Origin of the sequence: Brucella sp. IR068, from assembly GCF_049065885.1 — a bacterium.
Lineage (GTDB): Bacteria > Pseudomonadota > Alphaproteobacteria > Rhizobiales > Rhizobiaceae > Brucella > Brucella intermedia.
Map to the genome: position 1 here is coordinate 1 of NZ_JBAKHE010000011.1, position 26,259 is coordinate 26,259.

Here is a 26,259-nt window from a genome sequence, read left to right on the forward strand (position 1 = left end):
AGATCAAATCACGCTCAAAGCGCCAAAAAAATACCAAAACCGGTCATAATATCGCACCCATAACGCGGGGTGGAGCAGCCCGGTAGCTCGTCAGGCTCATAACCTGAAGGCCGCAGGTTCAAATCCTGCCCCCGCAACCAAAAATAAAACTCGTCGCACAAGCGGCGGGTTTTGGCGTTTAAAGGGGCAAAATAGCCGGATAATCGCTCGCATCCGCCGCAACCCAGAAAAGGAGCAGGGGCCGCAAAGCCCCACACAAACCTTGTTTGCACCGAAAATCACTTCTGTAAGTCCAGCCACTCATCCAAGCCGATATGGCTTATATGTTCGACGCGATGGTCATTCATGAACTGGTTGAACTGCTTCTCTTCCGTGTGGTGATGTTTAAAGCCACATTTCGCCTGGGCTTTGAAGGATTGCTCGTTTTCGGCGAAATAACCACACCACAGAGCCGCCATTTTCAGGTCTTCGAAGGCATGGCGCATCAGTTCCTTCACAGCTTCCGGAATAAGGCCCTTTCCCCAGAAGGGGACACCGATCCAGTAGGCAACCTCTGCTTCATTGGCGGCGATATCAAAATTACTGTCCTTGCCGATCAGTAATCCCACCATGCCGATGGCGACATTGTCCTCTTTCAGGGTGACGGCATAGACTTCCGGATGCGAAAACACGGTCCGGATAATTTCCAGACTTTCTTCCTCACTCTGGTGAACTGGCCAGCCGGCAATCGGTCCCACCCGATCATCGCTGGCATATTTATACAGGCTGGCTGCATCGCTATCTTGCCATGGCCGCATGATCAGACGTTCGGTTTCAAGCATGGTTCTTCTCATTTCTATCGAGGGTTGCTGTCCCCGGCTTTTAACGAAGGCAGGGAAAAGTTGACAATGGAAGGAACCGGGTGAAGTAGGTAATAATGAAAACAAACGGTCTTTATCTGAAGCGATTGCGCTGCAATGATGGACAAAATGAAAACAGGTTGCTCCTTGCGCCCCGCCGAAGGCGTCGAGTTCGGGATCGGGAAAGGTCGGCTCGAGGAAGACGATAACCAGCTATTGTCATTGAGCTATGTTGTGCTGCTCATTTGCCAGAATGGCTCGGCCGAATTCGAGGTGAATTTCCGAAGCTACCAGATGCAGAAAGACGATTTTCTGGTTCTTTATGACGATTCCATCGCTTCTGTGAGCAATAGATCATCTGATTTTTCCTGCTCTTATTATCTGATAGAGCGCTCCATAGCCTCGGATATTGCTTATGGATTGCCAAACGAGTTGTTTCTGTTTCTAAGCCGGCATCCGTTTTTTAAGGCCGATGAGCGTACCATTCGTTTTCTCTCGGTCTGGGAGAAGATGACCGCTTTCATTTACGAAGAGCCGCTGCAATATCAGAGAACCATTCTGGTCAATCAGTTTCAGAATCTGTTCTTGTGGCTTTCGCATAAGGCCGCCGGTTTCGATATTTCCGAGAAAAATGATTACAGCAGGCAGGAAGCGCTCTGCTGGAAATTCTGGGAGCTGATATTCCTGCATTGCAGACATCAGCGTGAAGTGTCCTTTTATGTGGGTCTCCTGAATGTGACACCTTATTATCTCTCGCAACTCACCAAGAGATTTTTTAATGATGCCCCGAAAACGTTGATCGATCGACAGGTAATACTGGAAATCAAGAAACAGTTGATGCAGCCAAAAAGGTCAATGCAGCAAATTGCACATGATCTTGAATTTGCAGATGCGTCTTACTTAAGTAAATATTTCAAACGCCATACGGGACTAGGCCCTACAGAATACCGAAAGAAGATTTCTTGAGGCCGGAGCGCATCCCGAAAACTGTGAAACGGTTCTCGAAACGCGCCCTAGAGCATTTCCAGCAAAAGTGTGAAACGTTTACGCGGGGAAATCAGTTCACTGGACTGATTTCTTATCCCGCTCCGATGCGTTGGATAATGCGACAAAACAAATAGTTAGAGCGGTTCCGGCGATTCTGTTAGAATAGGAACCGCTCTAATGGCACAGATTTCTTGTCCCTGCCGGTAGCGATGATGGAGCGAGCGCCAACTTCGATCCGCCGTTGAAACCTATTCGCGCCCTTTTGAATGCTCGCCAAGAAGCTCTTCGATATCATCGAAGATCGACTGCCATTCTTTCTGTGTCAGCTCGAACAGGTTGAAGCTTCTCAGCCAGAATGCGCCCTCATTGGCAATGAATGCCAAGCGCGCCCGCCGTCCTTCCGGCGTCGAAACATCTAGCCCGTCCCATTGCCTGCGATACCAGGCGCGGGTTTCCTCGAGATAATGGGAGTTGGGTATCAGGCTCGCCATCATGGCTGCAAACCGCGAATCGTCGTCTGCGTCGCTTTCGCGCGTCACCGCTATATGGGCCGCTATGTGTGAGATCGCGTCATTCTTATGCCGCTTGCGTGCCGCCACCTGATCGTCGAACCGGTCGCCCAGCCGTTCGATCATGGCTTTCATCAGCCCGTCTTTGTTGCCGAAGCAATATTGCACGCCGCCCTTGGTTACACCGGCGGCCTGCGCCACCGCGTCCATGGTCAGCGCAAGGATGCCGCCTTCCTCAACCAGCTTCTCGGCCATGTCGAGCACATGATCGCGGTCGATCGAGCGCGGGCGACCCGTTTTTTGCAATTTCTTACTTTCCATACGGACGGATTTATATTACGTCGGCACCTCTGACAAGTTTGAATACGACCGTATTGAAAAGGTATGAACCGATGTTGCCGCAAAATCGCTGGCTCGTTCTCGCAATTGTTTCCAGCGCGTTGTTCCTGATCGTCGTGGATATGACGGTGCTTTACACAGCCCTGCCGCGTCTTACCCATGATCTGGCGGCCAGCGCTTCGGAAAAGCTCTGGATCATGAACATCTACCCTCTGGTGGTAGCAGGTCTGCTGCCGGGCCTCGGCACGCTCGGTGACAAGCTCGGCCACAAGCGCATGTTCATGAACGGGCTGGCGGTGTTTGGCCTTGCCTCGCTCTGTGCAGCCTATTCGCCAAATCCGGAAATTCTGATTGCGGCGCGCGCATTCCTTGCCTGCGGTGCGGCCATGATGATGCCTGCCACACTTTCGATCATCCGCCTCACGTTCACCGATGAGAAAGAACGCTCGCTTGCCATCGGCATATGGGCGGCAATCGCTTCGGGTGGCGCTGCCATCGGTCCGGTCGCGGGCGGCATTCTGCTGGAATATTTCTGGTGGGGTTCGGTCTTTCTGATCAATGTGCCGGTCGTTCTGGTTGCGCTCGGGCTTTCGGCCTTCCACCTTGAAAACCGTCCGCTCGGCTCACAGCGCAAATGGGACCTGGTCGGGTCGATCCAGATCATGGTGGGGCTGATCGCGCTCACCTATGCCGTCAAGGAACTTGCAAAGCGCGATGCTTCCATGTCCATTTTTGCGGCAGCGCTCGTCATCGGCCTTGCTGCCACGACGATCTTCGTCCGCAGACAGTTTGCAAGCGCTGAACCACTGATCGATTTCTCGCTGTTCAGGACGAGACTGTTCTCGTTGGGCGTGTTTGCAGCTCTGGTCGCGTCGGGCTCGATGACCGGCATGGAACTGGTTTTCAGCCAGCGCATGCAGCTGATCGAAGGCATGACACCGCTCCAGGCGGGCCTGACCATTCTGCCTATCCCGCTGGCAGCTTTCGTTGCGGGGCCGCTTGCGGGCGCAATGTTGCCGCGCTTCGGTGCGGGCAAGGTGCTCTGGATATCGCTCGGCGTTACGGCGCTCGGGGTGATGATCTACATCCTCACCTACCGGATCTCGGCGCACTTCTATCTGGCGGGGCTTGCCGTCCTTGGCTTTGGCGTCGGCTGTGCGATGACCGGCGCATCATCCTCGATCATGGGAAGCGCGCCTGCCGAAAAAGCGGGGATGGCCGCTTCGGTGGAGGAAGTCTCGTTCGAGCTTGGCAATGCTCTGGGCGTAACGATCTTCGGCAGTATCCTGTCAGCGTTCTATACGGCGAGCCTCGTTCTGCCAGCCGGTTCAGGCATTCCTCCTGTTGTCCGCGACAGCCTTGATGAGGCGCTGCTTGCAGCGCAATCGATGGCCGCCGCTGACGCCCGTGCGTTGACCACGCTCGCTTCGCAGGCGTTCGAGAATGCCTATGTCGCTGTCGTGGTGGCAACGGCATTGCTGCTGTTCGCTGCTACCGTTGCTACCTATCTGGTTCAGCGTCGCACCAGACAGAAAAGCCTTTGCTGATTGAAGCATTCATCAGCCCGGGCGCGGAGAGCCGCCTCTTCACGCAATCACATTTCTGCACTATTCATGCGTGCAACGGTGGTTGGGAGGCGGCCCTTCATGAACACAGCAAGCGATGCGCGTTTCTGGGATCGGACATCGCGGAAATATGCCATGGGCAAGATCGCGGATCAGATCGGCTATGAGCGCACGCTGGACCGGACCCGGGCTTTGCTTGGTGCAAGCGACAAGGTGGTGGAACTGGGCTGCGGAACAGGAACGACAGCGCTTAAGCTTGCCGGTGCTGTTCAGCATTATCTAGCGACAGATTTTTCTGCCGGAATGATCGCGATTGCCAACGAAAAGCTTGCCGCTGCCCCGGTCCCGGCTCTCTCCTTCCGAACGGCGACTGCGCAGGCGCTTGCCTCAGAGGCGGCACGGTTCAACGTGGTTCTTGGTTTCAACTATCTCCATCTGGTTCGTGACCTGTCGGACACGCTGCGCTCGATCCACACTTTGCTTGAGCCGGGAGGCTTGTTCATTTCCAAGACGCCTTGCGTGGGCGACATGAACCCGCTCATCCGGCTGGCATTGCCCGCGATGCGCCTGATCGGCAAGGCGCCCTATGCGGGCGTCTTCCCGGCGACGGAACTGAGCCAGCAAATATCTGCGGCGGGCTTCGATATCCTTGCCGTTGAACGCCACGCCGCGAGGGGCAACGATAATCGCCCCTATATCGTGGCGCGCAAGAGGTGACATGAGCGGACGAGACTGCTGGAAGCCAGCCACGCCCGGCATTCCATGTCCAGCATTTGCCGAGCCCATGTCCCTCGTTCCCCGGCTTATGGTTGCGTTTCAGCAGAGAGCTCAACGGCATGTGACTGAAGCGAAATCAGCCATGTGACCGCGAGAAATGCGACCATCGCCCAGGGAAGATAGCCTGCGCCCAAACCGCCGAGAACAAGGCCGCCGATCAGTCCCCCTGCGGCAATGGCGAGATTCCAGAAGGTGACGAGCATTGCTTGCGCCACGTCCGCCGCGCTGCCGGCAGCTTTGGCGAGCGCTGTCTGAAGCAGCGTTGGAACGCCGCCAAAAATCAGTCCCCACAGGCCGGCGGTGGCAAGAACGATCAGCGGCGAGGTGTTCCAGACCCCGAAGGCGATGGCGCAGACGGCAACAACGATGATGCTGCCTTGCATCATTGGCCACAGCTTGCGGTCGATGTACGTGCCGACGACCCAGAGACCGGCAATTCCCGCAATGCCGAAGATGAAGAGCACCATGTCGGCGCGGGCCGACAGGCCGGAAAGGCTCAGGAACGGCGACACATAGGTGTAAAGGATATTATGTGCGATCACGAATGCCAGCGTCATGCCGAGTATCTTCAGCACGCCCGGTATGCGCAGTGTATCCGGCACGGAAAACCGCTGTTCCTGCTTCTGTCCGGGAAGGTCCGGCACGATGAAGTGGATCATGATGGCGAGGGCAAGCGCGAGAAGGCTCATCAATCCGAAAGCGAGCCGCCATCCGGCCAGCGCACCGATAAATGTGCCTGCCGGAACGCCGAAGGAAAATGCCAGCGGCGCGCTGATGCCGACAATGGCAATCGCACGTCCGGCAAGATGCGATGGCGCAAGCCGGGCTGCATAGCCAACAAGCCACGCCCACACCAGGCCGGCGGATATTCCGGCGCAGAACCGGGCGATGAGCATCAGCGCGAAGCTGTTGGAAAGGGCGGTTACGGCATTCACCACCGCGAAGCCGACGATCGCCATGAGCAGAAGCGGGCGACGGCGCAGTTTTTGCGTGAAAGTGATGAGCGGAATGGCGGTGAGAAACGAGCCTGCGGCGTAAACGGATATCATCTGCCCCGCCAGACTGTCGGTAATGCCGAGGCTGGGGCTGATCTGTTGAAGAAGGCCAGCGGGCATGACTTCGGTCATGAGCGTGATGACGCCCGCCATGGCGAGGGCCAGCAGCGCCCCGACGGGCAGCCTTTCCGTGCTTTGTCGAGGGGTGGAGGTGGATGTCATGGAGCAAAATCCTATTGGTAAATCGGGTTGGGGAAATTGCTCAATCTCGCCAATCAAGAAAAGTAGGCTATAATTCCAAATACTTTTGACATTTATGTCGGGCATGGAGGCTCAGAGGATGGACAGTCTTGGCGCATTGCGCGCTTTCGTGCAGGCAGCCGAAACCGGAGGTTTCACGGAGGCGGGGCGTCGGTTGAGCATTTCGCCGTCTGCTGTAAGCAAGGCAGTGGTGCGGCTGGAGGAACGGTTCGGCACAAGGCTGTTCCATCGTTCCACCCGCAGCATTTCGCTGACGCCGGAAGGCGTGAAGTTTCTCGACCGATGCCACCGCATCCTGTGTGAATTCGAGATGGCCGAAAGTGAATTGTCGCAGACCTGTCAGGAACTGAGCGGCAGGCTCCGCGTCAGCCTGCCGTCGCTGGGCGCATTGTTCCTGCCGGCCATTGCGGTTTTCGCGCGCCACCACCCGCAAATAGAACTGGAACTCGACTTTACCGATCGGCTTGTGGACGTGATCGAGGAGGGGTTCGATGCCGTGATCCGTACAGGCCATCAGGGCGATTCCCGTTTGATGGCCCGCAAGCTCGGCTCCTATCGCCGGGCGGTCGTTGCCTCTCCGGATTATCTGCGCAGGAATGGTGTGCCGGAAAAGCCGGAGGATCTGGCGCGCCATTCGTGCCTGGTTTACCGCTTCCCCACGACCGGCAAGCTCGACCGCTGGCGTTTCAGAAGGCAAGATGAAATCTTCGAAGCCGACCTGACCGCCCGCATGGTGCTGAATTCACTGGAGCCGCAAATATCCCTGGCGGAGCAAGGCATCGGCCTTGTTTCCATCCCGGATCTGAGCGTACGCCCCCAATTGGCGAACGGGACACTGGTCAGCGTTCTCGAGGATTATCTCGATATTCCCACGCCCTTGCAGGTCATGTGGCCGTCGAGCCGCCATCTCTCGCCGAAACTGCGGGCGTTCGTCGATTTTCTTGCCACGGACAACTCATGGCGAAGCGGTCCGGTCCCGAACGACGGGGCCAATGGAGCGGACAAAATGACAGGCAGAGAATGAACGCGAATGTTATTACCGCTGATATCCGATATACGGACTGGCTGATCAGCCATGACCCGCACGTGCCTGCGCACTGGGTGAAGCGCTGTCTTTCCGCTGGCGAGTATATCATTACTCTTACCGATGCGGAGCCTGCCGGATTTCTTCGCTACAGCTGGTTTTGGGGTGTTATCCCCTACATGGATATGATCTGGGTCATTCCCCAATACCGGCGGCGCGGCATTGGCGGATTGCTGTTCCAGCGCTGGGAAACCGCGATGCGGGAACAACAGGCCACGCAATTGATGACATCGAGTGTTGCCGACGAGAAGGAACCTCAGCAATTTCACCGGAGCAATGGCTTTCGCGAGGCCGGAGCCATTTCCTTTGGAAAGTTTCAGCCCCAATCCGAGGTCTTTCTGATCAAGGACCTCTGATTATGCGTTTTCCAGAGCAGTCCTGAGCCCAATGGCAGGTGAGTGAGCCTTTGCCTAACGTCGAACCTACCGGCGGAAGGACATTCGGTATTCGCGCGGGGACATGCCGCGCAACCGTCTGAACTGCCGGTTGAAATTGGCGAGGGAAGCGTAGCCGACTTCGGCGGCTATGTGCTGGATGGGCTGGTTCGTACCCGAAAGCCGCGAGCAGGATTCGCCGATCCGCAAGGCGATCACATATTCGGAGACGCTCATCTGAGTGTGCCGCTGGAACAGGCGATGCAGGCCCGAAATGCTGAGGAACGCGATTTCGGCAAGCTCCTCCATGCGCAGGGGCGCGTGATAGTGCTTATGGATATGCACGAGTACCCGGTCGATCCTTGAGCGGTCGCCCACATGCTGCTGGGGAATGACGGACGAAAGTGGCTGTCTCGTGCGCTCCTCCGCGAGCTTTGCCAGTATCGTCAGCAGGCCGATCAGCCGCTGCGCCGGCGGATGCAGGAACAGCGCCTCGAAATCCGCCGACAGGCGACGACCGAGCGCCGGATCAAACGCCAGAGCCGTGCCGGCGTCGGATATCAGGCGACGGATGGGAGCCAGCTCCACCGATCCCCCCGTCAGGCCATCTATCCATTCCCTTCGAAACCAGAAGACAAGCGCCACGTGCGGTTTTGTCTCGTCGAGTTTTTCGCGCGAGGCCCATGTGTGCGGCAGATCGGGGCCAATGAGGACGAGATCGCCATGGTCGTATTCGGCGACGTGGTTTCCGATGAAGCGCTGGCCGCGGGAATTGAGCGTCAGCGTCAATTCAAACTCGGGATGATGATGCCATTCGAAGGGGATCGCATCGTCGAGACGCCGATTGAGCATGCTCCAGGAAGCGTCCGGCGATGCGGGCAAATGTTCAAGAAGTGGCTTCATGTTGCCTTGGGGTACAGGTTCGACGCTGGAATAGTATCAGTTTTGTCCATTTGGGCGCAACATGGCGCGCGGGAAACCATTAGCTTTCCTGCATCCCCGGTTCCGGGCAAGCATATGATGGGAGAACGATATGCAGGACACCACAATGACCAAGCGCGACAGCCATCCGACCGCAGCCGCGACGATCCAGTTGAAGGACATCAGGAAGAACCTGCCGCTGCGCGTCCTGTCAAAGGCCGATTGGGAACATTGGACGACAAGGGGATATGTCATCGTCCGTCAGGCCGTCCCGGCGGCCAATGTTGCGCGTCTTGTCGATCTGCTCTGGGAATTCGACGAAAAGGACCCGAAAGACCCTTCAACCTGGTATGCGCCGCAGCGGCGCGAGCACAAGATGAAGGAGCTCAACAATACCGGGATGCTGGAAATCTACAATCACCAGTATCTTTGGGACAATCGTATGGAGCAGCGTGTCTATGACGTCTTTGTCGATATATGGGACAGGGAGGACCTCTGGGTCACCATCGACCGGGCCAACCTCAATCCGCCAAAGAAGATCAAGGGCAACCCGCACGGCTTCATTCATTGGGACGTGGACACTTCGATCCGGCCTCTGCCAATCGGCGTGCAGGGTGTGCTTAGCCTGCAGAAGCAGGATGGCGATGTGGGCGGTTTCCAGTGCGTGCCCTATCTGTTCGAGCATTTCGAGGAATGGGTGAAAACACAGCCGGACGACCGCGACCCCATGCATCCCGACATGACCGGGCTCGAAGTGGTCAATATCGACATGGAGCCAGGCGACCTGATGATCTTCAATTCGCTGCTGGCGCATGGCGTCAGGCCGAACCATTCCGACAACCGGGTGCGCATGGCGCAATATATCTCCATGCACCCTGCCGAATGGGAAAACGAGACCGAACGACTGGAACGCATCCGGCTCTGGCGGGAGCGCGATCATCCAAGGCGCGACGCTTTTCCCGGTGATCCGCGCGAATGGGAAAAACACAACGCCGAGACAGTCGCGCTGACCCTGCTTGGCGAGAAACTGCTGGGGTTGAAGCGCTGGTGAGAAAACCCGCACGTCAGCATCGCGCCCTCACGGCGCCTGCGACACTGGCTGAACCTGAAGCGCGGTGCCTGCGGGCGCCGCGCTTCTTCGCGCGGTTGCTTACAGCCGTGCGTCCCATTTCCAATCCCGGATTTCCGGCATGTCTTCGCCATGTTCCCGCACGTAACGTTTGTGAAGAACCAGCTTTTCCTCGAACGTGGCGATCAAAGGACCCGCCACGTCATTGCCGATTGGCAGCCGCCTGACAGCCGCCATGGCCAGATGAAACCGGTCCAGTTCGTTCAGCACCGTCATGTCGAAAGGCGTGGTCGTGGTTCCCTGTTCGATAAAGCCGTGCACGTGGAAATTGGAATGGTTGGTGCGTTTATAGACCAGCCGGTGAATGAGATAGGGATAACCGTGGTAAGCAAAGATGACGGGCCGGTTGGTCGTGAAGATGCGGTCGAACTCGTCGTCGGCAATGCCGTGCGGATGGTGTTGCGGTGATTGCAGAACCATCAGGTCCACGACATTGACGACGCGGATGCGCAGATGCGGCAGGGACTGGCGCAGGAGAGAAACAGCGGCGAGAACTTCCATCGTTGGCACATCACCCGCGCAGGCCATCACGATGTCGGGTTCCAGACCGTCCTCGGTTCCGGCCCAGTCCCATATGCCGAGACCGGCTTCGCAATGGCGCACGGCCTCGTCTATCGACAGCCATTGCGGTTCAGGCTGTTTTCCCGCCACGATGACGTTGATGCGATCCCAGGTTTTAAGGCAGTGATCGGCAACCCACAGCAGCGTGTTGGCGTCCGGGGGAAAATAGACGCGGATGATATCGGCGCTCTTATTGGCCACCAGATCGACAAAGCCCGGGTCCTGATGGGAAAAGCCGTTATGATCCTGACGCCAGACATGAGAGGTCAGAAGATAGTTGAGCGATGAAATCGGTTTTCGCCATTTCAGTTCGCGCGCGACCTGCAACCATTTTGCATGCTGGTTGAACATGGAATCGACAATATGGATGAAGGCTTCGTAGCAGGAGAAAAACCCGTGCCTTCCGGTCAGCAGATAGCCCTCCAGCCAGCCCTGACACAGATTCTCGCTCAATACTTCCATGATGCGGCCATCGGCCGACAGATGGTCGTCTATGTCTAAGGTTTCAGCCATCCACACGCGGTCGCTGGCATCGAAGACCGCGCCGAGACGGTTTGAAGCGGTCTCATCGGGACCGAAGACACGGAAATTCTTCTCCCGCTCGTTCAGCTTCAGCACGTCGCGCAGATATTCACCGAGTATTTTGGTGGATTGCCCTTCCAGCGCTCCCGGTTCGGTGACCTCGACGGCATATTGCCGGAAGTCGGGCGTGTGCAGTTCCTTGCGAAGCAAGCCGCCATTTGCATGCGGGCCGGCCCCCATGCGCCGTTCGCCCTGCGGCGCGAGCGCGCGCAGTTCGGGCTTCAGCGCACCTTTTTCGTCAAACAGGTCCTCCGGGTCATAGCTTTTCATCCAGTTTTCAAGAATTTTGCGATGCGCATCATTTTCGCGGCAATTAGCGACGGGAACCTGATGCGATCGCCAGTAATTCTCTACGATCAGCCCGTCGACCTCCTTCGGGCCGGTCCAACCTTTCGGGCTTCGCAGAATGATCATGGGCCAGCGGGGGCGCTCCGGTGATTTCACATCGGCACTTCGCTTTATCGTCTCGACCCGGGCGAAGATCGCATCGAGGGTTGCTGCCATCTGTTGGTGCATGGCCTCGGGTTCGCTGCCCTCGACGAAGAACGGCTCATAGCCATAGCCCCTGAAGAGACTGGTGAGGTCGTCATCGGAAAGGCGGGCGAGGATGGTGGGATTTGCGATTTTATAGCCGTTCAGATGAAGGATCGGCAGCACGGCGCCGTCGCGTGCGGGATTGAGAAACTTGTTGGAATGCCACGAGGCGGCAAGGGTTCCCGTTTCCGCCTCTCCATCGCCGACCACACAGGCGACCACCAGATCAGGATTGTCGAAAGCGGCGCCATAGGCGTGCACAAGCGCATATCCCAGCTCGCCGCCCTCATGGATCGAGCCCGGGGTTTCCGGCGCGACATGGCTTGGTATGCCGCCGGGAAAGGAAAACTGCCGGAACAGTTTGCGCATTCCTGCCTCATCCTCGCTCACGCCCGGATAGATTTCAGAATAGGAACCTTCCAGATAGGTGTTCGCTACCATGCCCGGTCCACCGTGCCCCGGCCCGCATATGTAGATTATGTTGGCATTTCTTTCCCGAATGATGCGATTGAGGTGCGCGTAAATGAAATTCAGGCCGGGCGTCGTCCCCCAGTGGCCGAGCAGTCGTGGCTTGATATGCTCAGGTTCCAGCGGTTTGCGCAGCAGGGGATTGTCCATCAGGTAGATCTGCCCCACCGAAAGATAGTTCGCCGCTTTCCAGTAGCGATCGATCAGCGCGAGCTGCTGAGGTGCCAGGGGGCCTTGGGCCGGTGCTTTGGTCATTCTCTGTCTCCTTCGCGGATGGTTACGCAGATGCGGCGGGCGCTGTAACTGCGGGGTTCCGAAGAGCGTCCAGCGTTTCGGCGGCGATAATCTGTTCCTCGTCGGTAGCAAACACGAAGGCCGCTGCCGGCGAGGTTGGGCGCGTGATCCGGAAAGCATTGTTTTTGTTGGCGGCAGCGTCGATTTCAAAACCAAGCCAGGAAAGACGCTCGCAGACCGCCTCTCGGATTGCGGGCTGGTGCTCCCCGATACCGGCGGTGAAGATCAAGGCATCCAGTCCGCCGAGCGTCGCGGCGAGCCTGCATATTTCACCGGCAATGCGCGCGGTGAAAATGTCGATGGCTTCCCGGGCACGGGCATCATCGCTTGCGAGCAGGTCGCGTGTATCGCTGCTTATCCCGGACAATCCGAGAAGGCCGGAGCGATGATAAAGCAGGTCGGCAAGCGCATCCGCCTGCATGTTTTCCTGCTGCAACAAATGAAGGAGAACGCCGGGATCGATGGTTCCGCAACGGGTCGCCATCGGAATGCCGTCAAGCGTGGAAAAGCTCATGCTGGTGTCGACGCTTTTGCCGCCGTCCATGGCGCACAGGCTTGCCCCGCTTCCCAGATGTGCGGCGACGATCCTCCCGCCAGCAAGCTCCGGCACTCGTCGGGAAAAGTTCGCGATGATGGATTTGTAGGACAAGCCGTGAAAGCCATATCGCTTTATTCCGCGTTCGTGGAGGGCGATGGGAACCGCAAAACGCCTGATCTTGTCCGGTATGGTCTGGTGGAAGGCGGTATCGAAGGAGGCCGCCTGCGGAAGATGGGGGAGGAGTTTCCGGACGGCCTTTATCAGAGCTGTGCTTTTGGGCTGGTGGAGCGGCGCGTAAATGGAAAGGCTCTCGATGGCTTCGATATGTTTGTCGTCTAACAAGACCGGCCCGGCGAATTGATCCCCGCCAAAGACGACGCGGTGACCGACGCCGAGAATGTTGCCGGGGCTGATATGATCGGACAATCGTGCGAACAGTTCTTCCAGAATGCTGACGATATTCCCGGCATCCGCAGATGCCAGGGCAATGTCGAGGTTCCCGCTTTCACCGCGCAATCGAAAGGTCACGGGAGATTCGTTCAGATCAATCTCGCCCCGCGCCCGTTTTCGGAGTTGCTGTCCGTCAAAGGCGAAGGTGCCGATCTTGACGGTCGACGAACCGGCATTGAACGTAACAAGCTGCTTGTGCACGCGCGGCCACTCCCTTGTTCGGGGCTGATGCGTAACAAGATAGGGGATTGTTTCGGGCTGGCGATATGTCCGGCGCAGAACATCAGGCTGATTCCGGCACGTCCGATCGGCACGCGCCTAGCTGCACAGATGCGCGATCAAGACACGCTGAAACTTTCTGTTACAACTTTATAGGGAACAAAACCGCTTCATCTTCATTTACTTCGAGCGTTTGTCCGGGAATCACCGGATGATTTGCTGTGTCCAGGTTTCCGATCGTCCTAAGTCGGGAGTTTGGGGGCATATCGATTTTTCAACGATTGGAGTTCGTGATGGGGATTTTCGACAAGATTAAGAACGCCATTTGGGGAGAGGCGCAGGCTGCAACGCCTTCCACGGAAACCGCTGCTTCGCCAGCGCCGACGCCAACCGCATCGCCGAGCGCTGCCGCTCCGGCACAGTCGGCACCCGCTGCTGCGGGCAGCGTCGACGTAGGCGCTATTCTTGATGCCGCCGTTGCCAAAAGCGGCCAGAAGCTCAACTGGAAGACTTCGATCGTCGATCTGATGAAGGCTCTTGGCCTCGACAGCAGCCTGGAGCACCGCAAGGAACTTGCCAAGGAACTGGGCTATACCGGTGACACGGGTGATTCCGCGACCATGAATGTCTGGCTGCACAAGCAGGTCATTCAGAAACTGAAGGATAACGGCGGCAAGGTGCCCGCCGGACTGTAATCAGGAGGGTTCTCGATGGGAAGCGCAGGAATAGGCTGGATTGCGGCAATCATCATCGGCGGTCTGGCCGGCTGGATTGCCTCCAATTTCATGAACAGCAATACCGGGATATTCATGAATATCATTCTCGGTATCATCGGCGCAGCCGTAGCGAGTTTTATCTTCGGATTGCTCGGTGTTTCGTTCGGCGGCTGGCTGGGCTATCTGATCGCGGGCTTCATCGGCGCCTGTATATTGATATGGGCTGGTCGATTGATAAGTTAGGAAAAAGGCGCCGAAAGGCGCCTTTTTCTTTCGCAGGCTGATGTGGTCACATCGATGATGCCGTCGACGGTGAAGCCGGTATCGCCATCTGAAGCTCGGCCTGACGGCCCAGCCTTGTCATCCATTCCGTAAATTGCGGGTTGCGTTCGATCTGGCGGCCGTAATGCCTGCGCAATGCGTCGGTCAGTTCGCCTTTACGCCCAAGCTGCTCGTCGGCAAAGCCGATCATCTGTGAATTCGGCCAGGCCTGCGGGCGAATGGCGACAAGGCGCGCAAAAAGGTTTTCAGCGTTTTCGTCGGGATTGCCCTGCGCCATGAGCGAAACCATGGCCGCCGTCGAACGCGACACGCCCATATGGCAATGGACCAGCAGGTGGCGCGGCGCTTCCCCGTTCTGTGCAGCGAGGAAGTCCGAGCCGAACTGGAGGATCGAGCTCATATGATCCGGCGTTGGCATTGTGTGATTGTCGGCGGCATTGATGATGTCGTGAAAGCGCAACGTCACGCGATGATGCTGCTCGAAAGTCTGAAACGCATCCAGTTCGGGAAGGTCTGGATCGACCAGCGACAGAACATGGGTGACCTTTCGCGCTCGCTGCCCGGCCAGTTCCTCAATCCCGCACACCGTCAGCTGCGGGGCAAATTGCACGCTCATGCCAGTCTCCTTGAATTCCATTTATGCCGCCTGCCTTGATGACCCTATGATGGTGTCAATCAGTCCACGGGATTGGAGCATTTTCTTGACGCTCAATCCAGCTTCTATCCGGGGCTCCCATGGCGTGAGCAGTAGCGGGGACAACCCCCCGGGCTTGCAGCTCGGGGCTTTTACAATTCTCGGCGGAGCCTAAAGCATGTCTCCCAAAAGTGGGAACCGGTTTTGGGATAAAGACATGCACGAAAGCTTAAAGCGTGTTTTGTGAATATGATAAATGCGACACGCTTTAGCTCGCTGAATCAGGAATTCCCCACGGGCAACTGGTTCAGCAAGGCAAACAGAATGGCCGACAGAATTGCGGCAGCGGGAACCGTTACCACCCAGGCTGCGGCAATCGTCAGCGCGTGAGAACGGCGAACCAGCTTGCGGCGGCGACGCTCTTCAACCGGGATGGATTCAAGCGGCAGGGCCTGGCGCGCCTTTTTCAGCCGGCGTTCCGTATCCCATTCGCGAAAGAATCCGACGCCGAAGATCGCACCAATGGCGATGTGGGTTGAACTGACCGGCAATCCCAGCCAACTGGCGAGAATGACGGTGATCGCGGCGGAAAGCGACACGCAATAGGCCCGCATCGGGTTCAGCTTGGTGATCTGATTGCCAACCATCCGGATGAGCTTCGGACCGAACAGGCACAGGCCGAACGAAATGCCACAAGCGCCGATCAGCATGACCCAGAGCGGAATCTCGACACCGTCAATCAACGTGCCCGTCTGCGATGTCTGAACAATCGCCGCAAGCGGACCGACCGCATTGGCCACGTCATTTGCACCATGGGCGAAGCTAAGCAACGCCGCCGAAACAACCAGCGGAATGCTGAACAGGACTTTCAGCGATTTGTTGCGGTTTTCGAGCCCCTGCGACTGGCGGCGAATGACCGGGATCAAGGTTAGCCAGCTTGCAAGCCCGAAAGCCAGCCCGATGGCGAGAGCGACCTCGATCGATACATCGACCAGCTGCTTCAGCCCCTTCATGATCAGATAGGTTGCAAAGGTGCCAGCCATCAGACCGACAAGAATGGGCACCCAAACGCGGGCAGCGGCAATCTTATCCGCGCGGTAGACGATACGGGCTTTGATCAGCCAGAGAAAACCGGCGGCTATGATCGCACCCAGCACCGGCGAGATAACCCAGCTTGCCGCGATTGCGGCCATCTGCGACCAGTTCACCGCTCCAAAGCCAGCCGCAACGATACCCGCCCCGACGACGCCTCCGACAACCGCATGGGTGGTTGAAACGGGAGCGCCGATCCAGGTGGCAAGATTGACCCAGAGCGCCGAGGCGAGCAACGCCGCCATCATCGCCCAGATGAACATGACCGGGGTTGCGAGCGTATCGGGCGCAATGATGCCGGTCGCCACCGTCGAGACGACATCGGCCCCGGCAATGAGCGCACCCGCACTTTCAAAAATGGCAGCAATCGCAATCGCACCGCCCATGCTCAGCGCATTGGCCCCGACAGCGGGTCCCATATTGTTGGCAACGTCATTGGCGCCGATATTCAACGCCATGTAAGCGCCGAAGACGGCTGCGGCGACAACGATGAACATCTGGCTGGAATGACCCAGCAGCATCGCCGCTCCAAGCCCGGCAAGCATGATGAATACAAGAGCGATGCCGGGCGCCACGAGCGGACGGGAGACGTAGCTCGCCGCCGTTTCCAGCTTGACGAAGCGGCCAAGGTCGCGATCAAGAGTCTCCAGATGCCGAGCTTCGAGATCTTCGTTTGCCATGATTTACTCTTGATTTCTTACGCAGCGCACCGGGTTACGCGGTCGCGGGGGGATTGATCCATTACAGGAATGTGACAGGTGTTTAAATGCGGCCATTTTCAAAAGTCAATGATTCGAGTCTGGGCCGTTTGCAAGGAATCCAGTCTCCCCAGGCTTCTGCCATCGGCGCTCGTTCGGTTTCCCAATCCTGTCACCCGTTCATTCAGATCAGCGGGGATAACGGCCCGGACGTTCCGCAGTGCGATGGCGATCGATAATCATGGAGGATGATGTGGACGGACGCAGACAGGTCGTTCGGGCATCCTGGGAACGATATGCTTCGGTCTTGCGCGGGAAGGGGAAGCCGGAACTAATTTGATGCACGACCTTGTTTTGAACAAGATGTGCGCCTATATGGCTGTCATAGGCATTGCTTAAGAGCGCTGGAACGCGTCTGTCGCTCGCAATAGCCTTCATCGCTTGATGCTTTTGACCACGGATGTACTGGCACTGGTAGTAAAGCGATGATCAGGAAGGTCGGTGCGTTTTCGCCCCGGCCTTTTTTGTTGTTTGCGGTTTTCCGAGAAACCCAACCACCGGCCCGCTGAATTCCTCCACCGGGCCGTTCGTCTGGAAATCAGGCAGCGAGTGCTTCGTCTTCCGAGGTCGGGACTTCAGAAATCGTCTTCAGGACCTGCGAAGCGATCTGGTATGGGCAGCCCTGTGAATTCGGGCGGCGATCTTCGAGATAACCGCGATATCCATCCCTCACGAAGGAGTGTGGAACGCGGATCGAGGCGCCGCGGTCGGCAACGCCATAGGAGAACTTGTTCCACGGAGCGGTTTCGTGCTTGCCGGTCAGGCGCATGTGGTTGTCCGGGCCGTAAACGTCGATATGGTCCTGCAAATTCTTCTCGAACTGCGCCATGAGGGCTTCGAAATAATCCTTGCCGCCCACTTCACGCATGTATCTGGTCGAGAAGTTGCAGTGCATGCCCGAGCCGTTCCAGTCGGTATCGCCGAGCGGCTTGCAGTGGAACTCGATGTCGATTTCGTACTGCTCGCAAAGACGAAGCAGGAGGTAACGGGCGATCCACATCTGGTCTGCGGCGTTTTTAGAACCCTTGCCGAAAATCTGGAATTCCCACTGGCCCTTGGCCACTTCCGCATTGATGCCTTCGTGATTGATGCCCGCATCCAGGCAGAGATCGAGATGCTCCTCGACGATCTTGCGGGCGATGGAACCGACATTCTTGTAGCCGACGCCGGTGTAATACGGTCCTTGCGGGGCGGGGAAACCCTGTTCCGGGAAGCCGAGCGGACGACCGTCCTTGTAGAAGAAATATTCCTGCTCGAAGCCGAACCATGCATCATCGTCTTCAAGGACGGTTGCACGGCTGTTGGACGGATGCGGCGTGATGCCATCCGGCATCATGACTTCGCACATCACGAGAGCGCCGTTCTTGCGGGCAGGATCGGGATAGATCGCGACCGGCTTCAACACGCAATCCGAGCTGCGGCCTTCAGCCTGCATCGTGGAAGAACCATCGAAACCCCAGAGCGGCAGTTGGTCGAGCGTCGGGAAAGCATCGAATTCCTTGATCTGCGTCTTGCCGCGCAGTCCGGCAGCAGGGGTGCATCCATCGAGCCAAATGTATTCGAGCTTGTACTTGGTCATCGGCTAGTCTCTCTGTCATCCTCGGTTGATCGATCACCACAAGTCATGCGGTGTCGCGCGGCTCGGTGTTCGATTTTAGAGAAGCAAGGACCGTGCCAGTCTTGCGATGCCGGTGGTTTCGAGGCGACAAAGGCATAAGGCAACGGGCGAATGGCTACCGCTCAGCGGGAATCTGCTCAAAAAACAGGCAATGGATCAGAATTTCATCACGTGCTGGATGCAGGTTTCATCAGACCAGTATCTTCGCCTGAAATGCAGGAGCAAAAGCTCCGAGTTTCAAAGGCATAAAGCAAAATCGAACAGGCGGACAGAATAAGTCGTTGGACGCTCCCGCCACCATTCTCCACCTTGTTCTCAAACAAAAGGGGAGTGACTGATGGCACGTCTGATCAACAGAAAATCGGCTTTTCTGGCGAGTTTAGCGTTGAGTGTTTCGGCTCTGACTGTTTTCGCAGCCAATGCTGCGGAAATTACCGTAATGGGTTATCGCGGCGCATTTCAGGACAATTACGTCAAGGCCGTCATCGAACCGTTCCAGAAGGAACATCCCGACATCAAGGTCACTTATTACGGGGTGCAGAATGCAGCGACATCGCTTGGCAACATGCGTGCCCAGAAGTCCTCGCCGCAGACGGATGCGGTAATCTACGATCTCTCGGTCGCCAAGATAGCCGATGAGGAAGGGCTGGTTGAAAAGCTCGACCCAGCGACGCTCAAAAATTATGCGGATGTGGCTAAGCTCGGCAAGGAACTCGCCGGCGCTGCAATTCCAATCACATATGACACGCTTTCGCTGCTTTATAATCATGATGCATTTGGGCAAGGTGCGCCGGATAGCTGGGAAGCGCTCTGGGACAAGCAGCAAAGCGGCAAGGTCATCATCCCGGCGCAGGGCGGTGGCGATATTCAGGCCATCCTGCTTACGATCATTGCAAACCGGCTTGCCGGTGAAGGCGATTATACGAAGACCGTAAAGCCCGGCGTAGACAAGCTGGTGGAACTGGCGCCTGCCGTACAGACGTGGGAACCGAAGCCCGATGCCTATACGCTGGTTGCAAACGGAACGGCGACCCTCTCCATCGGTTATAATGCGCGTGCGCAGTTCTATTATGATCAGACTGGCGGAAAGCTTCAGTCGGTCGGGCCGAAGGAAGGCACGGCTGCGCAGGTGAATGTGATCAGCGCCATTGCCAACGGCAAGAACATGGATGCAACCAGGACCTTCATCGATTACGCGATAAGCCCCGAGGCGCAGGCCCGTTTCGCCGAGATCATGTTCTATGCGCCATCGAACACGAAAGCGGCTGTGAACGACGCAACGAAAAAGCGCATCCCGTACATGGATACGGCTCAACGCGAGAAGCTCATTCCGGTCGACTGGATGACTATCGGCGATATGCGCGACAAGTTGCTCAATCCCTGGCGGCGCCAGATCATTCCGGCTGGTCGTTAAACCTACCTCACCCTGAAATTTACGCTTCCGCCCCGTTTTTTCGGGGCGGCACCGAACCCTTGCAGGTTTCGATATGGCAGCAGAAAGCTCATTTCTACAGTTGAAAGCCCTCACCAAGCTTTACGGTAACAATTACCGGGCAGTGGACGATCTTCATCTCGATCTTCCCCGCGGAAAACTGCTCGGTCTCCTCGGCCCGTCCGGTTGCGGCAAGACCACGACATTACGCATGATTGCGGGTCTCGCATCGATTTCGGACGGCAACATCCTGATCGATGGCAACGATATTTCGCATAGGCCGCCCCATCAGCGCGATATCGGTCTGGTTTTCCAGAACTATGCCCTGTTCCCGCATATGACGGTGGCCGAGAATGTCGCTTTCGGCCTCGATATGCGCAAGGTTGCCAAGGCTGAGGCGAAGAAGCGGGTGGAAGAAGCACTCGAAATGGTGCGGCTTCCCGGCTATGGCTCGCGCAAGCCCAAGGAAATGTCCGGCGGCCAGCAGCAGCGCGTGGCGCTTGCGCGCGCGCTGGTCATTCGTCCGCGTATTCTTCTGCTCGATGAGCCCCTGTCCAATCTGGATGCGAAGCTGCGCGACGACATGCGGATCGAAATCCGCGAGATTCAGAAACGCCTCGATATCACCACGGTCTTCGTCACGCATGATCAGGTAGAAGCGCTGACAATGTGCGATGTCGTGGGCGTTATGGATAGCGGCAGGCTGGCGCAACTTGGTTCGCCGGAAGAAATCTATGAAAAGCCATCCTCGCTGTTCGTCGCCAAATTCGTCGGTCGCGCCAATGTCCACAATTGCGAGATCCTCGACGAAAATGTCTGCCGTCTCGGCAGCGCCGCCTATCGCTGCAACACGCATGGAAAGTCACGCGGGTCCGGGCAGATCGCCATTCGTCCGCATCGCATCAATCTCACGCCCAACCGCGATCGCAATCTTGTTAGCGTCGTAACCAACAGCGCGCACGGCGTGGTTGAGCGTACGACCTATATCGGCGACATCGTTCAATACGACATCGAGATCGAGGGCGCCTGCCTGAAAGTTGAAGTGCCGACCGCCAGCGCGGGACATGCATTCCATACCGGTGACCGGCTGCTGTGCGAATGGAAACCAGAAGATATGCTGGTTTTCGGGAGCTGACGTCATGACAGCGATCACATCAACCGGCATCATCCCGGCAAAGCCGTCGAGACGCAGGCGTTACGGTCTCGTCGCCGTTGCGCTTCTTCTGCCGATGGCCTTGATCAATCTCATCGCCTTTATCGCGCCGGTTGCGCATCTGGCGCAGATATCTTTCCTGCAAAGCGAGAGCGGCGGTGTCCTGACAGACCGCTATACGTTCGAAAACTACATCAACTTCTTCACCGACAGCTTCAACTGGGGGCTTGTGTTCAACTCGCTCTGGCTGAGCGCATTCATCACGCTGGCAACGCTCGTCTGCGCCTATCCGATTGCGCTTTTCCTGCACCGTGTTTCACCCGTATGGCGCAACTTTCTTTTCGTGGTGACGGTCTCGCCGCTGCTCGTCAGCAGCGTGGTGCGCACCTATGGCTGGATGGTGCTTCTAGGGGATCAGGGGCTCGTCAACGGAGCCTTGATGAACCTCGGCGTCATTTCCTCCCCCATCAGGCTCGTCAACAATACGCTTGGTGTGTTCATCGGCATGGTGGAAATCCTGATCCCCTACATGGCGCTGTCGCTGATTGCCGGTTTCGGGCGCCTGAACGCTTCGCTTGAGGAGGCTGCGGCATCCCTCGGCGCCAATGCCTTCACCCGGTTTCGCCGCATCATCCTGCCGCTCACCTTGCCGGGTATCGCGCTTGGCTGCCTGCTTTGCTTCGTGCTGGCAATCAGTTCCTTCATCACGCCCAAACTGCTTGGCGGGGGGCGCGTGTTCCTGCTGGCGACGGAAATCTACGATCAGGCCGTGATCCAGCTTGAATGGCCGCGGGCCGCCGCAACCTCCGTCATTGTCCTGATCATCTTCGGCCTCGCTCTGATGGTCTATTCCCGTATCGCACGTCGCATCGACTGACCGGCAAGGAGAAATGAGATGATCGGTTCAACTTCATTGCCATTCCGCCTTCTGGTCGGCCTGCTTTACCTGTTCCTGCTGGCCCCCATTCTGGTGGTGGTGCCGTTATCGTTCAGCAACGATAACTATCTGACGTTTCCGCCGCAGAGCTGGGGCGTGCGGTGGTATGCGGAAATGCTGCACCATGAAACGCTCATCCAGGCGTTCTGGATCAGCCTTGGCATTGCATCGGTCGTTACCGTCCTGTCGCTTCTGGCGGGTATCCCGGCAGCCTATGCGATCCGCCGTTATCAGTTCCGTGGACGCGAAGCGGTGCTGAACCTCTTTACCGCGCCGCTGCTTCTGCCATCCATCGTGCTGGGCCTCGCCATTCTGTTGGTCTTCGTGCGGCTGGAACTTCTCGGCACATTTACAGGTCTTGTGATCGCCCATCTGATCGTGACGACCCCTTACGTCATCCGCATCATGATAACCGCGTTCTCCACCTTGCCTCCATCGGTCGAAGAGGCCGCCACGATGCTGGGTGCGTCCCCGTTCACGGTGTTCCGTCGCATCACACTGCCATTGATGATGCCGGGTCTGGTGGCAAGTGCGGCTTTGTCCTTCCTCCTGTCCTTCGATGAGGTGGTGATCTCGCTCTTCATCACCGGGCCACGCATGACGACGCTGCCGGTCGAAATCTTCAATTATGTCGAAAGCCGCACCGATCCGATGACCGCTTCCATCTCGGTCGTGCTGATCGCGGCGACGCTGCTCATCATCTTCGTCATCGAACGCACACTCGGATTGTCACGCACAATCGGCAAATAACCTCCCAACTGAAAGTGACTTCAAGCATGGAAAATATCGCCCTCTGGATGTCGCAACCGCATTTCAGCTATCTCGAAATTGCCCGGACCTGCGGCTTCTCGTCCTTCGTCCTCGAACTCGAGCACGGAACCTTCGACCTGTCGACACTGGACCAATTTCTGGCCTTTACCAAGGCGCAGGGTCTTTCCACCCTGACCAAGGTGCTGGCGCCGACGCCAGAAGCCATTCAGCAGGCGCTGGACTTCGGATCGGATGGCGTCATCGTTCCGCATATTCTGGGCGTGGAACATGCACAGCAGGTTACGAAAGCGGCAAAATATCCGCTGGTCGGCACGCGCTCTTATACTGGCGGCCGCATTTTCGGTTATGCCCGCCCGGCCACCGATGCCTTCGAGAAAGAGAACAAGCGCACCAAATGCTTCGCCATGATCGAGACGGCGGAAAGTCTTGCCGATGTCGAGAAGATCATTGCGCTCGATACGGTTGACGGCTTGTTTCCCGGCCCTTCGGATCTGGCGCTTGCGCGGGGGCGGGGAGCCTACGCTTTCAATGATGACGACAAGGCCGACCTGCGCCGCTGCGCGGCTGCTGCACGCGCTGCCGGGAAGCCGTGGATCATGCCCGCCTGGACCGAAGCCGAACGGCGCTTCGCGCAGGACGAGGGCGCCGCGATGCTGGTCGTCGCCACCCAGAACATGACGCTTCGCCAGGGCATGGTCTCGACCGTAAACATGCTGAAAAGCGAAGCCCTGGTTGCCTGACTGAACTGATTACTAACCCATTCGCTGGAGGAAAAAATGAAGATCACCCTGATCCAAACGAGCCCGCAGGCCGACAAGGCCGAAAACCTGCGCATTACGCGGGGATTGATGGAAGATGCCGTGCGCACGGATTCTCCGGACCTAATCGTGCTGCCCGAATATTTCGAATATTACGGCGGTACTTCGGAAGAAAAACTTGCGGCAGCCGAGAGCGTTCCCGGTGGTCCTGCCTACAAAATGGCGCAGGACTTTGCTCGTGAGCACAAAGTCTTTGTCCATGCCGGTACCCTGATGGAAAAGGTTCCGAACGAAAAGCGCATCTACAATTCCACTTTCGTATTCAATCGCGAAGGCCAGGAGATCGCGCATTATCGCAAGATCCATATGTTCGACATCGTCGGGCCGGACGGGACGGCCTATAAGGAATCCGCCACCGTCAAGCCGGGCGAGAATGTCGTCGTCTATGACCTCGACGGGTTCAAGATCGGCTGCGCGATCTGCTACGACATCCGCTTTGCCGAACTTTATCTGGAGCTGGAAAAGGCCGGTGCCGATGTGATCGTTCTTCCCGCCGCATTCACGTTGCAGACCGGCAAGGATCACTGGGAGGTGCTGGCGCGGGCCCGTGCCATCGAAACCCAGACCTATTTCGCGGCCTGCGGCCAGACCGGCAGCACCGTTTCCAACGGCGAACGGCGTCATACCTATGGTCACTCGCTGGTCTGCGATCCGTGGGGTCATGTGGTGGCGCGCGCCTCCGATGGTGTCGGCTTCGTGACGGCCCGCATCGAGCGTGCCCAGATCGAACGTGTGCGTTCACTCATCCCGATGGTCAGCCATCGCCGCATCGGCAAGCAGTTGCAGGCCTGCGCATAGGAGGCGCCTTATGTATACGATCAACCCCATGCCGGAGCAGATAGCTGAAAGCGATCTCAAGCTCCTGTCGGGCGTCGAAACAGCCACCGTCGGACACTGGCGTTTCTTCGGCTTCATGCACCGTTCCATCCAGCCGCTCCTCCCGAAGCGCCGCGTGGTGGGCACCGCCGTCACCATCGCCATACCGGGTCCGGATTCCACCTTGCTTCACCACGTAACCGGAATGCTTCGCCCCGGCGATATTCTGGTGGTGGACCGGATGGGGGACGACCGCTATGCGTGTTGGGGCGGCGGTGTGACCATCGCGGCGAAGGCGGCGGGGGCCGTCGCCGGCATTGTGGATGGCCCCTGCACGGACCTGACGGAAATCGAGGATTCCGATTTTCCGATGTGGGCCAGGGGCATCTCGCCCATCACCACCCGGCTCTATGATCTGGGTGGCGGCATCAACATTCCGGTCTCCTGCGGCGGTGTCGTCGTCAATCCGGGTGATGCCATTCTGGCCGATGAGAGCGGTGTTCTCGTCCTGCCGCGTGACGAAGTGAACGCGGTCGCCTCGCGTGCGCTGGACATACAGGACAAGGGCAAGGCACGCGAAGCTTCCGTAAAGACCGGTCTCAAGCTGGGTGACGTTTCAGGCGCAACCAGGAAAATCCTCGCTCACGCGGAAGGCTGATCTGACAGGGCCGGTTTTGGCCGGCCCTGTCGTTTGTGGGATTGAATATGACTATTTGCTTATTTTCATCCCGCAAGTGTCTTAGAAGGAAAGGACGAATCTGGCTGCCCGGAGCGCAATAAGGGACTTCAAGAAACGCGCGCGGGTAACTGAAATGGGAAGGGACATGCCGGTCCATGAATATCCGTTTTCTGGAAACGGTGATCTGGTTGTCGGAACTGCGTAATTTCCGGGCGACGGCGGCTCGCCTCAACATGACGCCGGCGGCAATATCCAATCGTATCGGCGCCATGGAACAGGAACTCGGTTTCCGGCTTTTCGACCGCGACGCGCGCGACGTCAACCTGACGGCGGAGGGCGAAGCTTTTGTCGAGGGCGCGCGCGATGTCGTGCGGCGTTACCATGATCTGGTGGAAAGCCTGAGCCCGCAAAACGGGCTCGAAGGAACGCTGAAGATCGGCATCGTTCCAAGCCTTGCCATGACCATATTGCCGGGTATTCTCGATATTGTGCGCCAGCGTTATCCGAAGATACGCATCTCGATCACAACCTCATCTTCGAAGGGGGTCGTGCAGAAGCTGGAGCAACGGGAGCTCGATATCGTTTTCGCGATCAAGCCCGAACCGACGCCCAATCTGCGTATTGTCGACATATGCACGTTCGGCATGTTCTGGATATCGCGCAGCAACCAGTTTCCGGGCGGTGCGGAAGATGTTCTGTCGCGCGATGATCTACTGGGCCGCAATCTCATTTCCTATGAGAGCGGCTCCTATAATTATCAGCAGATCATCAATTACTTCACCGAGGAGCGGTTGAAAGACGCAACTGTCCACTATTCCAACTCGCTCACCACGACGATCAACATGATTTCGGCGGGCGTCGGTATTTCCGTCATTCCCCCCGTGGTGATCCAGAAAGAGCTTCGGACGGGCGAGCTTCAGGTGTTGAATACCAACGCCGCTTTCCCCGCGACCAGCTATAGCGCTATCTATCTCGAAAGCGCGGCGACACGCCTGATCACGCTTGTGGCCAATATCGCCCGCGAAGCCGGGCGCAATTTCAGCGGCAATTTCAGCGATAGTCTCGCCTATCAGGATTAAACGCGCTTCGGCCCCAATGGATTTCATCCACGCAACAGAGGTTGACGG

General features: G+C 57.5%; 25 protein-coding genes and 1 tRNA gene. 17 read left to right on the forward strand and 9 right to left on the reverse strand.

Going from position 1 to position 26,259, the window contains the following annotated elements; translation table 11 throughout:
• Positions 1-63 precede the first annotated feature (63 nt).
• A tRNA-Met gene (locus ACOWVS_RS17420) sits at positions 64-140 on the forward strand.
• 138 nt (positions 141-278) lie between these two features.
• Here ACOWVS_RS17420 and ACOWVS_RS17425 read toward each other — a convergent pair.
• Positions 279-821: a GNAT family N-acetyltransferase gene (locus ACOWVS_RS17425; protein WP_006471833.1), complete on the reverse strand. Its 543-nt coding sequence runs from the start codon at positions 819-821 to the stop codon at positions 279-281.
• 135 nt (positions 822-956) lie between these two features.
• Here ACOWVS_RS17425 and ACOWVS_RS17430 point away from each other — a divergent pair, with 135 nt between their 5' ends.
• Positions 957-1,805 carry a helix-turn-helix domain-containing protein gene (locus ACOWVS_RS17430; RefSeq protein WP_075042211.1) on the forward strand — a complete coding sequence of 283 codons (849 nt, stop codon included), beginning with the start codon at positions 957-959 and terminating at the stop codon, positions 1,803-1,805.
• A 269-nt stretch (positions 1,806-2,074) separates the two neighbouring features.
• Here the strand turns inward: ACOWVS_RS17430 and ACOWVS_RS17435 are convergent, their stop codons facing one another.
• Positions 2,075-2,641, reverse strand: coding sequence for a TetR/AcrR family transcriptional regulator (locus ACOWVS_RS17435; RefSeq protein WP_006471834.1), 567 nt, complete (start codon positions 2,639-2,641; stop codon positions 2,075-2,077).
• A gap of 86 nt (positions 2,642-2,727) precedes the next feature.
• Here ACOWVS_RS17435 and ACOWVS_RS17440 point away from each other — a divergent pair, with 86 nt between their 5' ends.
• Both ACOWVS_RS17440 and ACOWVS_RS17445 read left to right on the forward strand, forming a co-directional pair.
• Positions 2,728-4,221: an MFS transporter gene (locus tag ACOWVS_RS17440; protein WP_021585687.1), complete on the forward strand. Its 1,494-nt coding sequence runs from the start codon at positions 2,728-2,730 to the stop codon at positions 4,219-4,221.
• Positions 4,222-4,320: 99 nt separating this feature from the next.
• A complete protein-coding gene (locus tag ACOWVS_RS17445) occupies positions 4,321-4,956 on the forward strand; it encodes a class I SAM-dependent methyltransferase (RefSeq protein ID WP_006471837.1) in 636 nt (211 codons plus the stop codon).
• 86 nt (positions 4,957-5,042) lie between these two features.
• Here ACOWVS_RS17445 and ACOWVS_RS17450 read toward each other — a convergent pair whose 3' ends face one another.
• Entirely contained in the window at positions 5,043-6,233 is a 1,191-nt protein-coding gene (locus ACOWVS_RS17450; RefSeq protein WP_100652508.1) for an MFS transporter, read from the reverse strand.
• 118 nt (positions 6,234-6,351) lie between these two features.
• Between ACOWVS_RS17450 and ACOWVS_RS17455 the strand changes: the two genes are divergently transcribed.
• Positions 6,352-7,296, forward strand: a complete 945-nt coding sequence (locus ACOWVS_RS17455; protein WP_006471840.1) for a LysR family transcriptional regulator — start codon at positions 6,352-6,354, stop codon at positions 7,294-7,296.
• Positions 7,293-7,712 carry a GNAT family N-acetyltransferase gene (locus tag ACOWVS_RS17460; protein WP_006470047.1) on the forward strand — a complete coding sequence of 140 codons (420 nt, stop codon included), beginning with the start codon at positions 7,293-7,295 and terminating at the stop codon, positions 7,710-7,712. Before ACOWVS_RS17455 ends, ACOWVS_RS17460 begins: the two co-directional genes overlap by 4 nt.
• A gap of 66 nt (positions 7,713-7,778) precedes the next feature.
• Here ACOWVS_RS17460 and ACOWVS_RS17465 read toward each other — a convergent pair whose 3' ends face one another.
• The gene (locus tag ACOWVS_RS17465) at positions 7,779-8,633 is read right to left on the reverse strand and encodes a helix-turn-helix domain-containing protein (protein ID WP_006471841.1); all 855 of its coding nucleotides are present in this window, start codon (positions 8,631-8,633) and stop codon (positions 7,779-7,781) included.
• Positions 8,634-8,763: 130 nt separating this feature from the next.
• On the opposite strand from ACOWVS_RS17465, the gene ACOWVS_RS17470 reads away from it, so the two are divergent.
• Entirely contained in the window at positions 8,764-9,702 is a 939-nt protein-coding gene (locus ACOWVS_RS17470) for a phytanoyl-CoA dioxygenase family protein (RefSeq protein ID WP_006470048.1), read from the forward strand.
• A 99-nt stretch (positions 9,703-9,801) separates the two neighbouring features.
• Here ACOWVS_RS17470 and ACOWVS_RS17475 read toward each other — a convergent pair whose 3' ends face one another.
• Together ACOWVS_RS17475 and ACOWVS_RS17480 are read right to left on the reverse strand one after the other, a co-directional pair.
• The gene (locus ACOWVS_RS17475; RefSeq protein WP_006471842.1) at positions 9,802-12,180 is read right to left on the reverse strand and encodes a phosphoketolase family protein; all 2,379 of its coding nucleotides are present in this window, start codon (positions 12,178-12,180) and stop codon (positions 9,802-9,804) included.
• Between the two features lie 22 nt (positions 12,181-12,202).
• On the reverse strand, positions 12,203-13,408 hold the full coding sequence (locus tag ACOWVS_RS17480) for an acetate/propionate family kinase (protein WP_006470050.1): 1,206 nt from the start codon (positions 13,406-13,408) through the stop codon (positions 12,203-12,205).
• A 311-nt stretch (positions 13,409-13,719) separates the two neighbouring features.
• Between ACOWVS_RS17480 and ACOWVS_RS17485 the strand changes: the two genes are divergently transcribed.
• Together ACOWVS_RS17485 and ACOWVS_RS17490 are read left to right on the forward strand one after the other, a co-directional pair.
• The gene (locus ACOWVS_RS17485) at positions 13,720-14,121 is read left to right on the forward strand and encodes a DUF3597 domain-containing protein (RefSeq protein WP_006471843.1); all 402 of its coding nucleotides are present in this window, start codon (positions 13,720-13,722) and stop codon (positions 14,119-14,121) included.
• Between the two features lie 15 nt (positions 14,122-14,136).
• A complete protein-coding gene (locus ACOWVS_RS17490) occupies positions 14,137-14,385 on the forward strand; it encodes a GlsB/YeaQ/YmgE family stress response membrane protein (protein WP_006470053.1) in 249 nt (82 codons plus the stop codon).
• A 46-nt stretch (positions 14,386-14,431) separates the two neighbouring features.
• Here ACOWVS_RS17490 and ACOWVS_RS17495 read toward each other — a convergent pair whose 3' ends face one another.
• The 3 genes from ACOWVS_RS17495 to ACOWVS_RS17505 form a co-directional block, all read right to left on the reverse strand.
• Positions 14,432-15,040, reverse strand: coding sequence for a tyrosine phosphatase family protein (locus tag ACOWVS_RS17495; RefSeq protein WP_031346241.1), 609 nt, complete (start codon positions 15,038-15,040; stop codon positions 14,432-14,434).
• A gap of 299 nt (positions 15,041-15,339) precedes the next feature.
• Entirely contained in the window at positions 15,340-16,830 is a 1,491-nt protein-coding gene (locus ACOWVS_RS17500; RefSeq protein WP_006470055.1) for an inorganic phosphate transporter, read from the reverse strand.
• A 616-nt stretch (positions 16,831-17,446) separates the two neighbouring features.
• Entirely contained in the window at positions 17,447-18,487 is a 1,041-nt protein-coding gene (locus ACOWVS_RS17505) for a glutamine synthetase beta-grasp domain-containing protein (RefSeq protein WP_006470057.1), read from the reverse strand.
• Between the two features lie 376 nt (positions 18,488-18,863).
• Here ACOWVS_RS17505 and ACOWVS_RS17510 point away from each other — a divergent pair, with 376 nt between their 5' ends.
• The 8 genes from ACOWVS_RS17510 to ACOWVS_RS17545 all read left to right on the forward strand — a co-directional run bounded on the left by ACOWVS_RS17510 (position 18,864) and on the right by ACOWVS_RS17545 (position 26,211).
• Entirely contained in the window at positions 18,864-19,940 is a 1,077-nt protein-coding gene (locus ACOWVS_RS17510; RefSeq protein WP_006470059.1) for an extracellular solute-binding protein, read from the forward strand.
• A gap of 73 nt (positions 19,941-20,013) precedes the next feature.
• The gene (locus tag ACOWVS_RS17515) at positions 20,014-21,093 is read left to right on the forward strand and encodes an ABC transporter ATP-binding protein (RefSeq protein ID WP_006470060.1); all 1,080 of its coding nucleotides are present in this window, start codon (positions 20,014-20,016) and stop codon (positions 21,091-21,093) included.
• Positions 21,094-21,097: 4 nt separating this feature from the next.
• A complete protein-coding gene (locus ACOWVS_RS17520; RefSeq protein WP_006471844.1) occupies positions 21,098-21,988 on the forward strand; it encodes an ABC transporter permease in 891 nt (296 codons plus the stop codon).
• Between the two features lie 18 nt (positions 21,989-22,006).
• Positions 22,007-22,798, forward strand: a complete 792-nt coding sequence (locus ACOWVS_RS17525; RefSeq protein ID WP_006470062.1) for an ABC transporter permease — start codon at positions 22,007-22,009, stop codon at positions 22,796-22,798.
• A 26-nt stretch (positions 22,799-22,824) separates the two neighbouring features.
• Positions 22,825-23,559, forward strand: a complete 735-nt coding sequence (locus tag ACOWVS_RS17530) for an HpcH/HpaI aldolase family protein (protein ID WP_006471845.1) — start codon at positions 22,825-22,827, stop codon at positions 23,557-23,559.
• Positions 23,560-23,595: 36 nt separating this feature from the next.
• On the forward strand, positions 23,596-24,435 hold the full coding sequence (locus ACOWVS_RS17535) for a carbon-nitrogen hydrolase family protein (protein WP_006471846.1): 840 nt from the start codon (positions 23,596-23,598) through the stop codon (positions 24,433-24,435).
• A gap of 10 nt (positions 24,436-24,445) precedes the next feature.
• Positions 24,446-25,111, forward strand: a complete 666-nt coding sequence (locus ACOWVS_RS17540) for an RraA family protein (protein ID WP_006470064.1) — start codon at positions 24,446-24,448, stop codon at positions 25,109-25,111.
• Between the two features lie 176 nt (positions 25,112-25,287).
• Positions 25,288-26,211 (forward strand): LysR family transcriptional regulator, encoded by a 924-nt coding sequence (locus tag ACOWVS_RS17545; protein ID WP_006470065.1) that lies wholly within the window; start codon positions 25,288-25,290, stop codon positions 26,209-26,211.
• Positions 26,212-26,259: the final 48 nt, after the last annotated feature.

What these genes read in the sequence shown, in the direction of transcription:
- ACOWVS_RS17425 (WP_006471833.1), bottom strand. Translation starts at nt 821, where the DNA reads ATGCTTGAAACCGAACGTCTGATCATGCGGCCATGGCAAGATAGCGAT.
- ACOWVS_RS17430 (WP_075042211.1), top strand. Translation starts at nt 957, where the DNA reads ATGATGGACAAAATGAAAACAGGTTGCTCCTTGCGCCCCGCCGAAGGC.
- ACOWVS_RS17440 (WP_021585687.1), top strand. Translation starts at nt 2,728, where the DNA reads ATGTTGCCGCAAAATCGCTGGCTCGTTCTCGCAATTGTTTCCAGCGCG.
- ACOWVS_RS17445 (WP_006471837.1), top strand. Translation starts at nt 4,321, where the DNA reads ATGAACACAGCAAGCGATGCGCGTTTCTGGGATCGGACATCGCGGAAA.
- ACOWVS_RS17450 (WP_100652508.1), bottom strand. Translation starts at nt 6,233, where the DNA reads ATGACATCCACCTCCACCCCTCGACAAAGCACGGAAAGGCTGCCCGTC.
- ACOWVS_RS17455 (WP_006471840.1), top strand. Translation starts at nt 6,352, where the DNA reads ATGGACAGTCTTGGCGCATTGCGCGCTTTCGTGCAGGCAGCCGAAACC.
- ACOWVS_RS17460 (WP_006470047.1), top strand. Translation starts at nt 7,293, where the DNA reads ATGAACGCGAATGTTATTACCGCTGATATCCGATATACGGACTGGCTG.
- ACOWVS_RS17465 (WP_006471841.1), bottom strand. Translation starts at nt 8,633, where the DNA reads ATGAAGCCACTTCTTGAACATTTGCCCGCATCGCCGGACGCTTCCTGG.
- ACOWVS_RS17470 (WP_006470048.1), top strand. Translation starts at nt 8,764, where the DNA reads ATGCAGGACACCACAATGACCAAGCGCGACAGCCATCCGACCGCAGCC.
- ACOWVS_RS17475 (WP_006471842.1), bottom strand. Translation starts at nt 12,180, where the DNA reads ATGACCAAAGCACCGGCCCAAGGCCCCCTGGCACCTCAGCAGCTCGCG.
- ACOWVS_RS17485 (WP_006471843.1), top strand. Translation starts at nt 13,720, where the DNA reads ATGGGGATTTTCGACAAGATTAAGAACGCCATTTGGGGAGAGGCGCAG.
- ACOWVS_RS17490 (WP_006470053.1), top strand. Translation starts at nt 14,137, where the DNA reads ATGGGAAGCGCAGGAATAGGCTGGATTGCGGCAATCATCATCGGCGGT.
- ACOWVS_RS17495 (WP_031346241.1), bottom strand. Translation starts at nt 15,040, where the DNA reads ATGAGCGTGCAATTTGCCCCGCAGCTGACGGTGTGCGGGATTGAGGAA.
- ACOWVS_RS17500 (WP_006470055.1), bottom strand. Translation starts at nt 16,830, where the DNA reads ATGGCAAACGAAGATCTCGAAGCTCGGCATCTGGAGACTCTTGATCGC.
- ACOWVS_RS17505 (WP_006470057.1), bottom strand. Translation starts at nt 18,487, where the DNA reads ATGACCAAGTACAAGCTCGAATACATTTGGCTCGATGGATGCACCCCT.
- ACOWVS_RS17510 (WP_006470059.1), top strand. Translation starts at nt 18,864, where the DNA reads ATGGCACGTCTGATCAACAGAAAATCGGCTTTTCTGGCGAGTTTAGCG.
- ACOWVS_RS17515 (WP_006470060.1), top strand. Translation starts at nt 20,014, where the DNA reads ATGGCAGCAGAAAGCTCATTTCTACAGTTGAAAGCCCTCACCAAGCTT.
- ACOWVS_RS17520 (WP_006471844.1), top strand. Translation starts at nt 21,098, where the DNA reads ATGACAGCGATCACATCAACCGGCATCATCCCGGCAAAGCCGTCGAGA.
- ACOWVS_RS17525 (WP_006470062.1), top strand. Translation starts at nt 22,007, where the DNA reads ATGATCGGTTCAACTTCATTGCCATTCCGCCTTCTGGTCGGCCTGCTT.
- ACOWVS_RS17530 (WP_006471845.1), top strand. Translation starts at nt 22,825, where the DNA reads ATGGAAAATATCGCCCTCTGGATGTCGCAACCGCATTTCAGCTATCTC.
- ACOWVS_RS17535 (WP_006471846.1), top strand. Translation starts at nt 23,596, where the DNA reads ATGAAGATCACCCTGATCCAAACGAGCCCGCAGGCCGACAAGGCCGAA.
- ACOWVS_RS17540 (WP_006470064.1), top strand. Translation starts at nt 24,446, where the DNA reads ATGTATACGATCAACCCCATGCCGGAGCAGATAGCTGAAAGCGATCTC.
- ACOWVS_RS17545 (WP_006470065.1), top strand. Translation starts at nt 25,288, where the DNA reads ATGAATATCCGTTTTCTGGAAACGGTGATCTGGTTGTCGGAACTGCGT.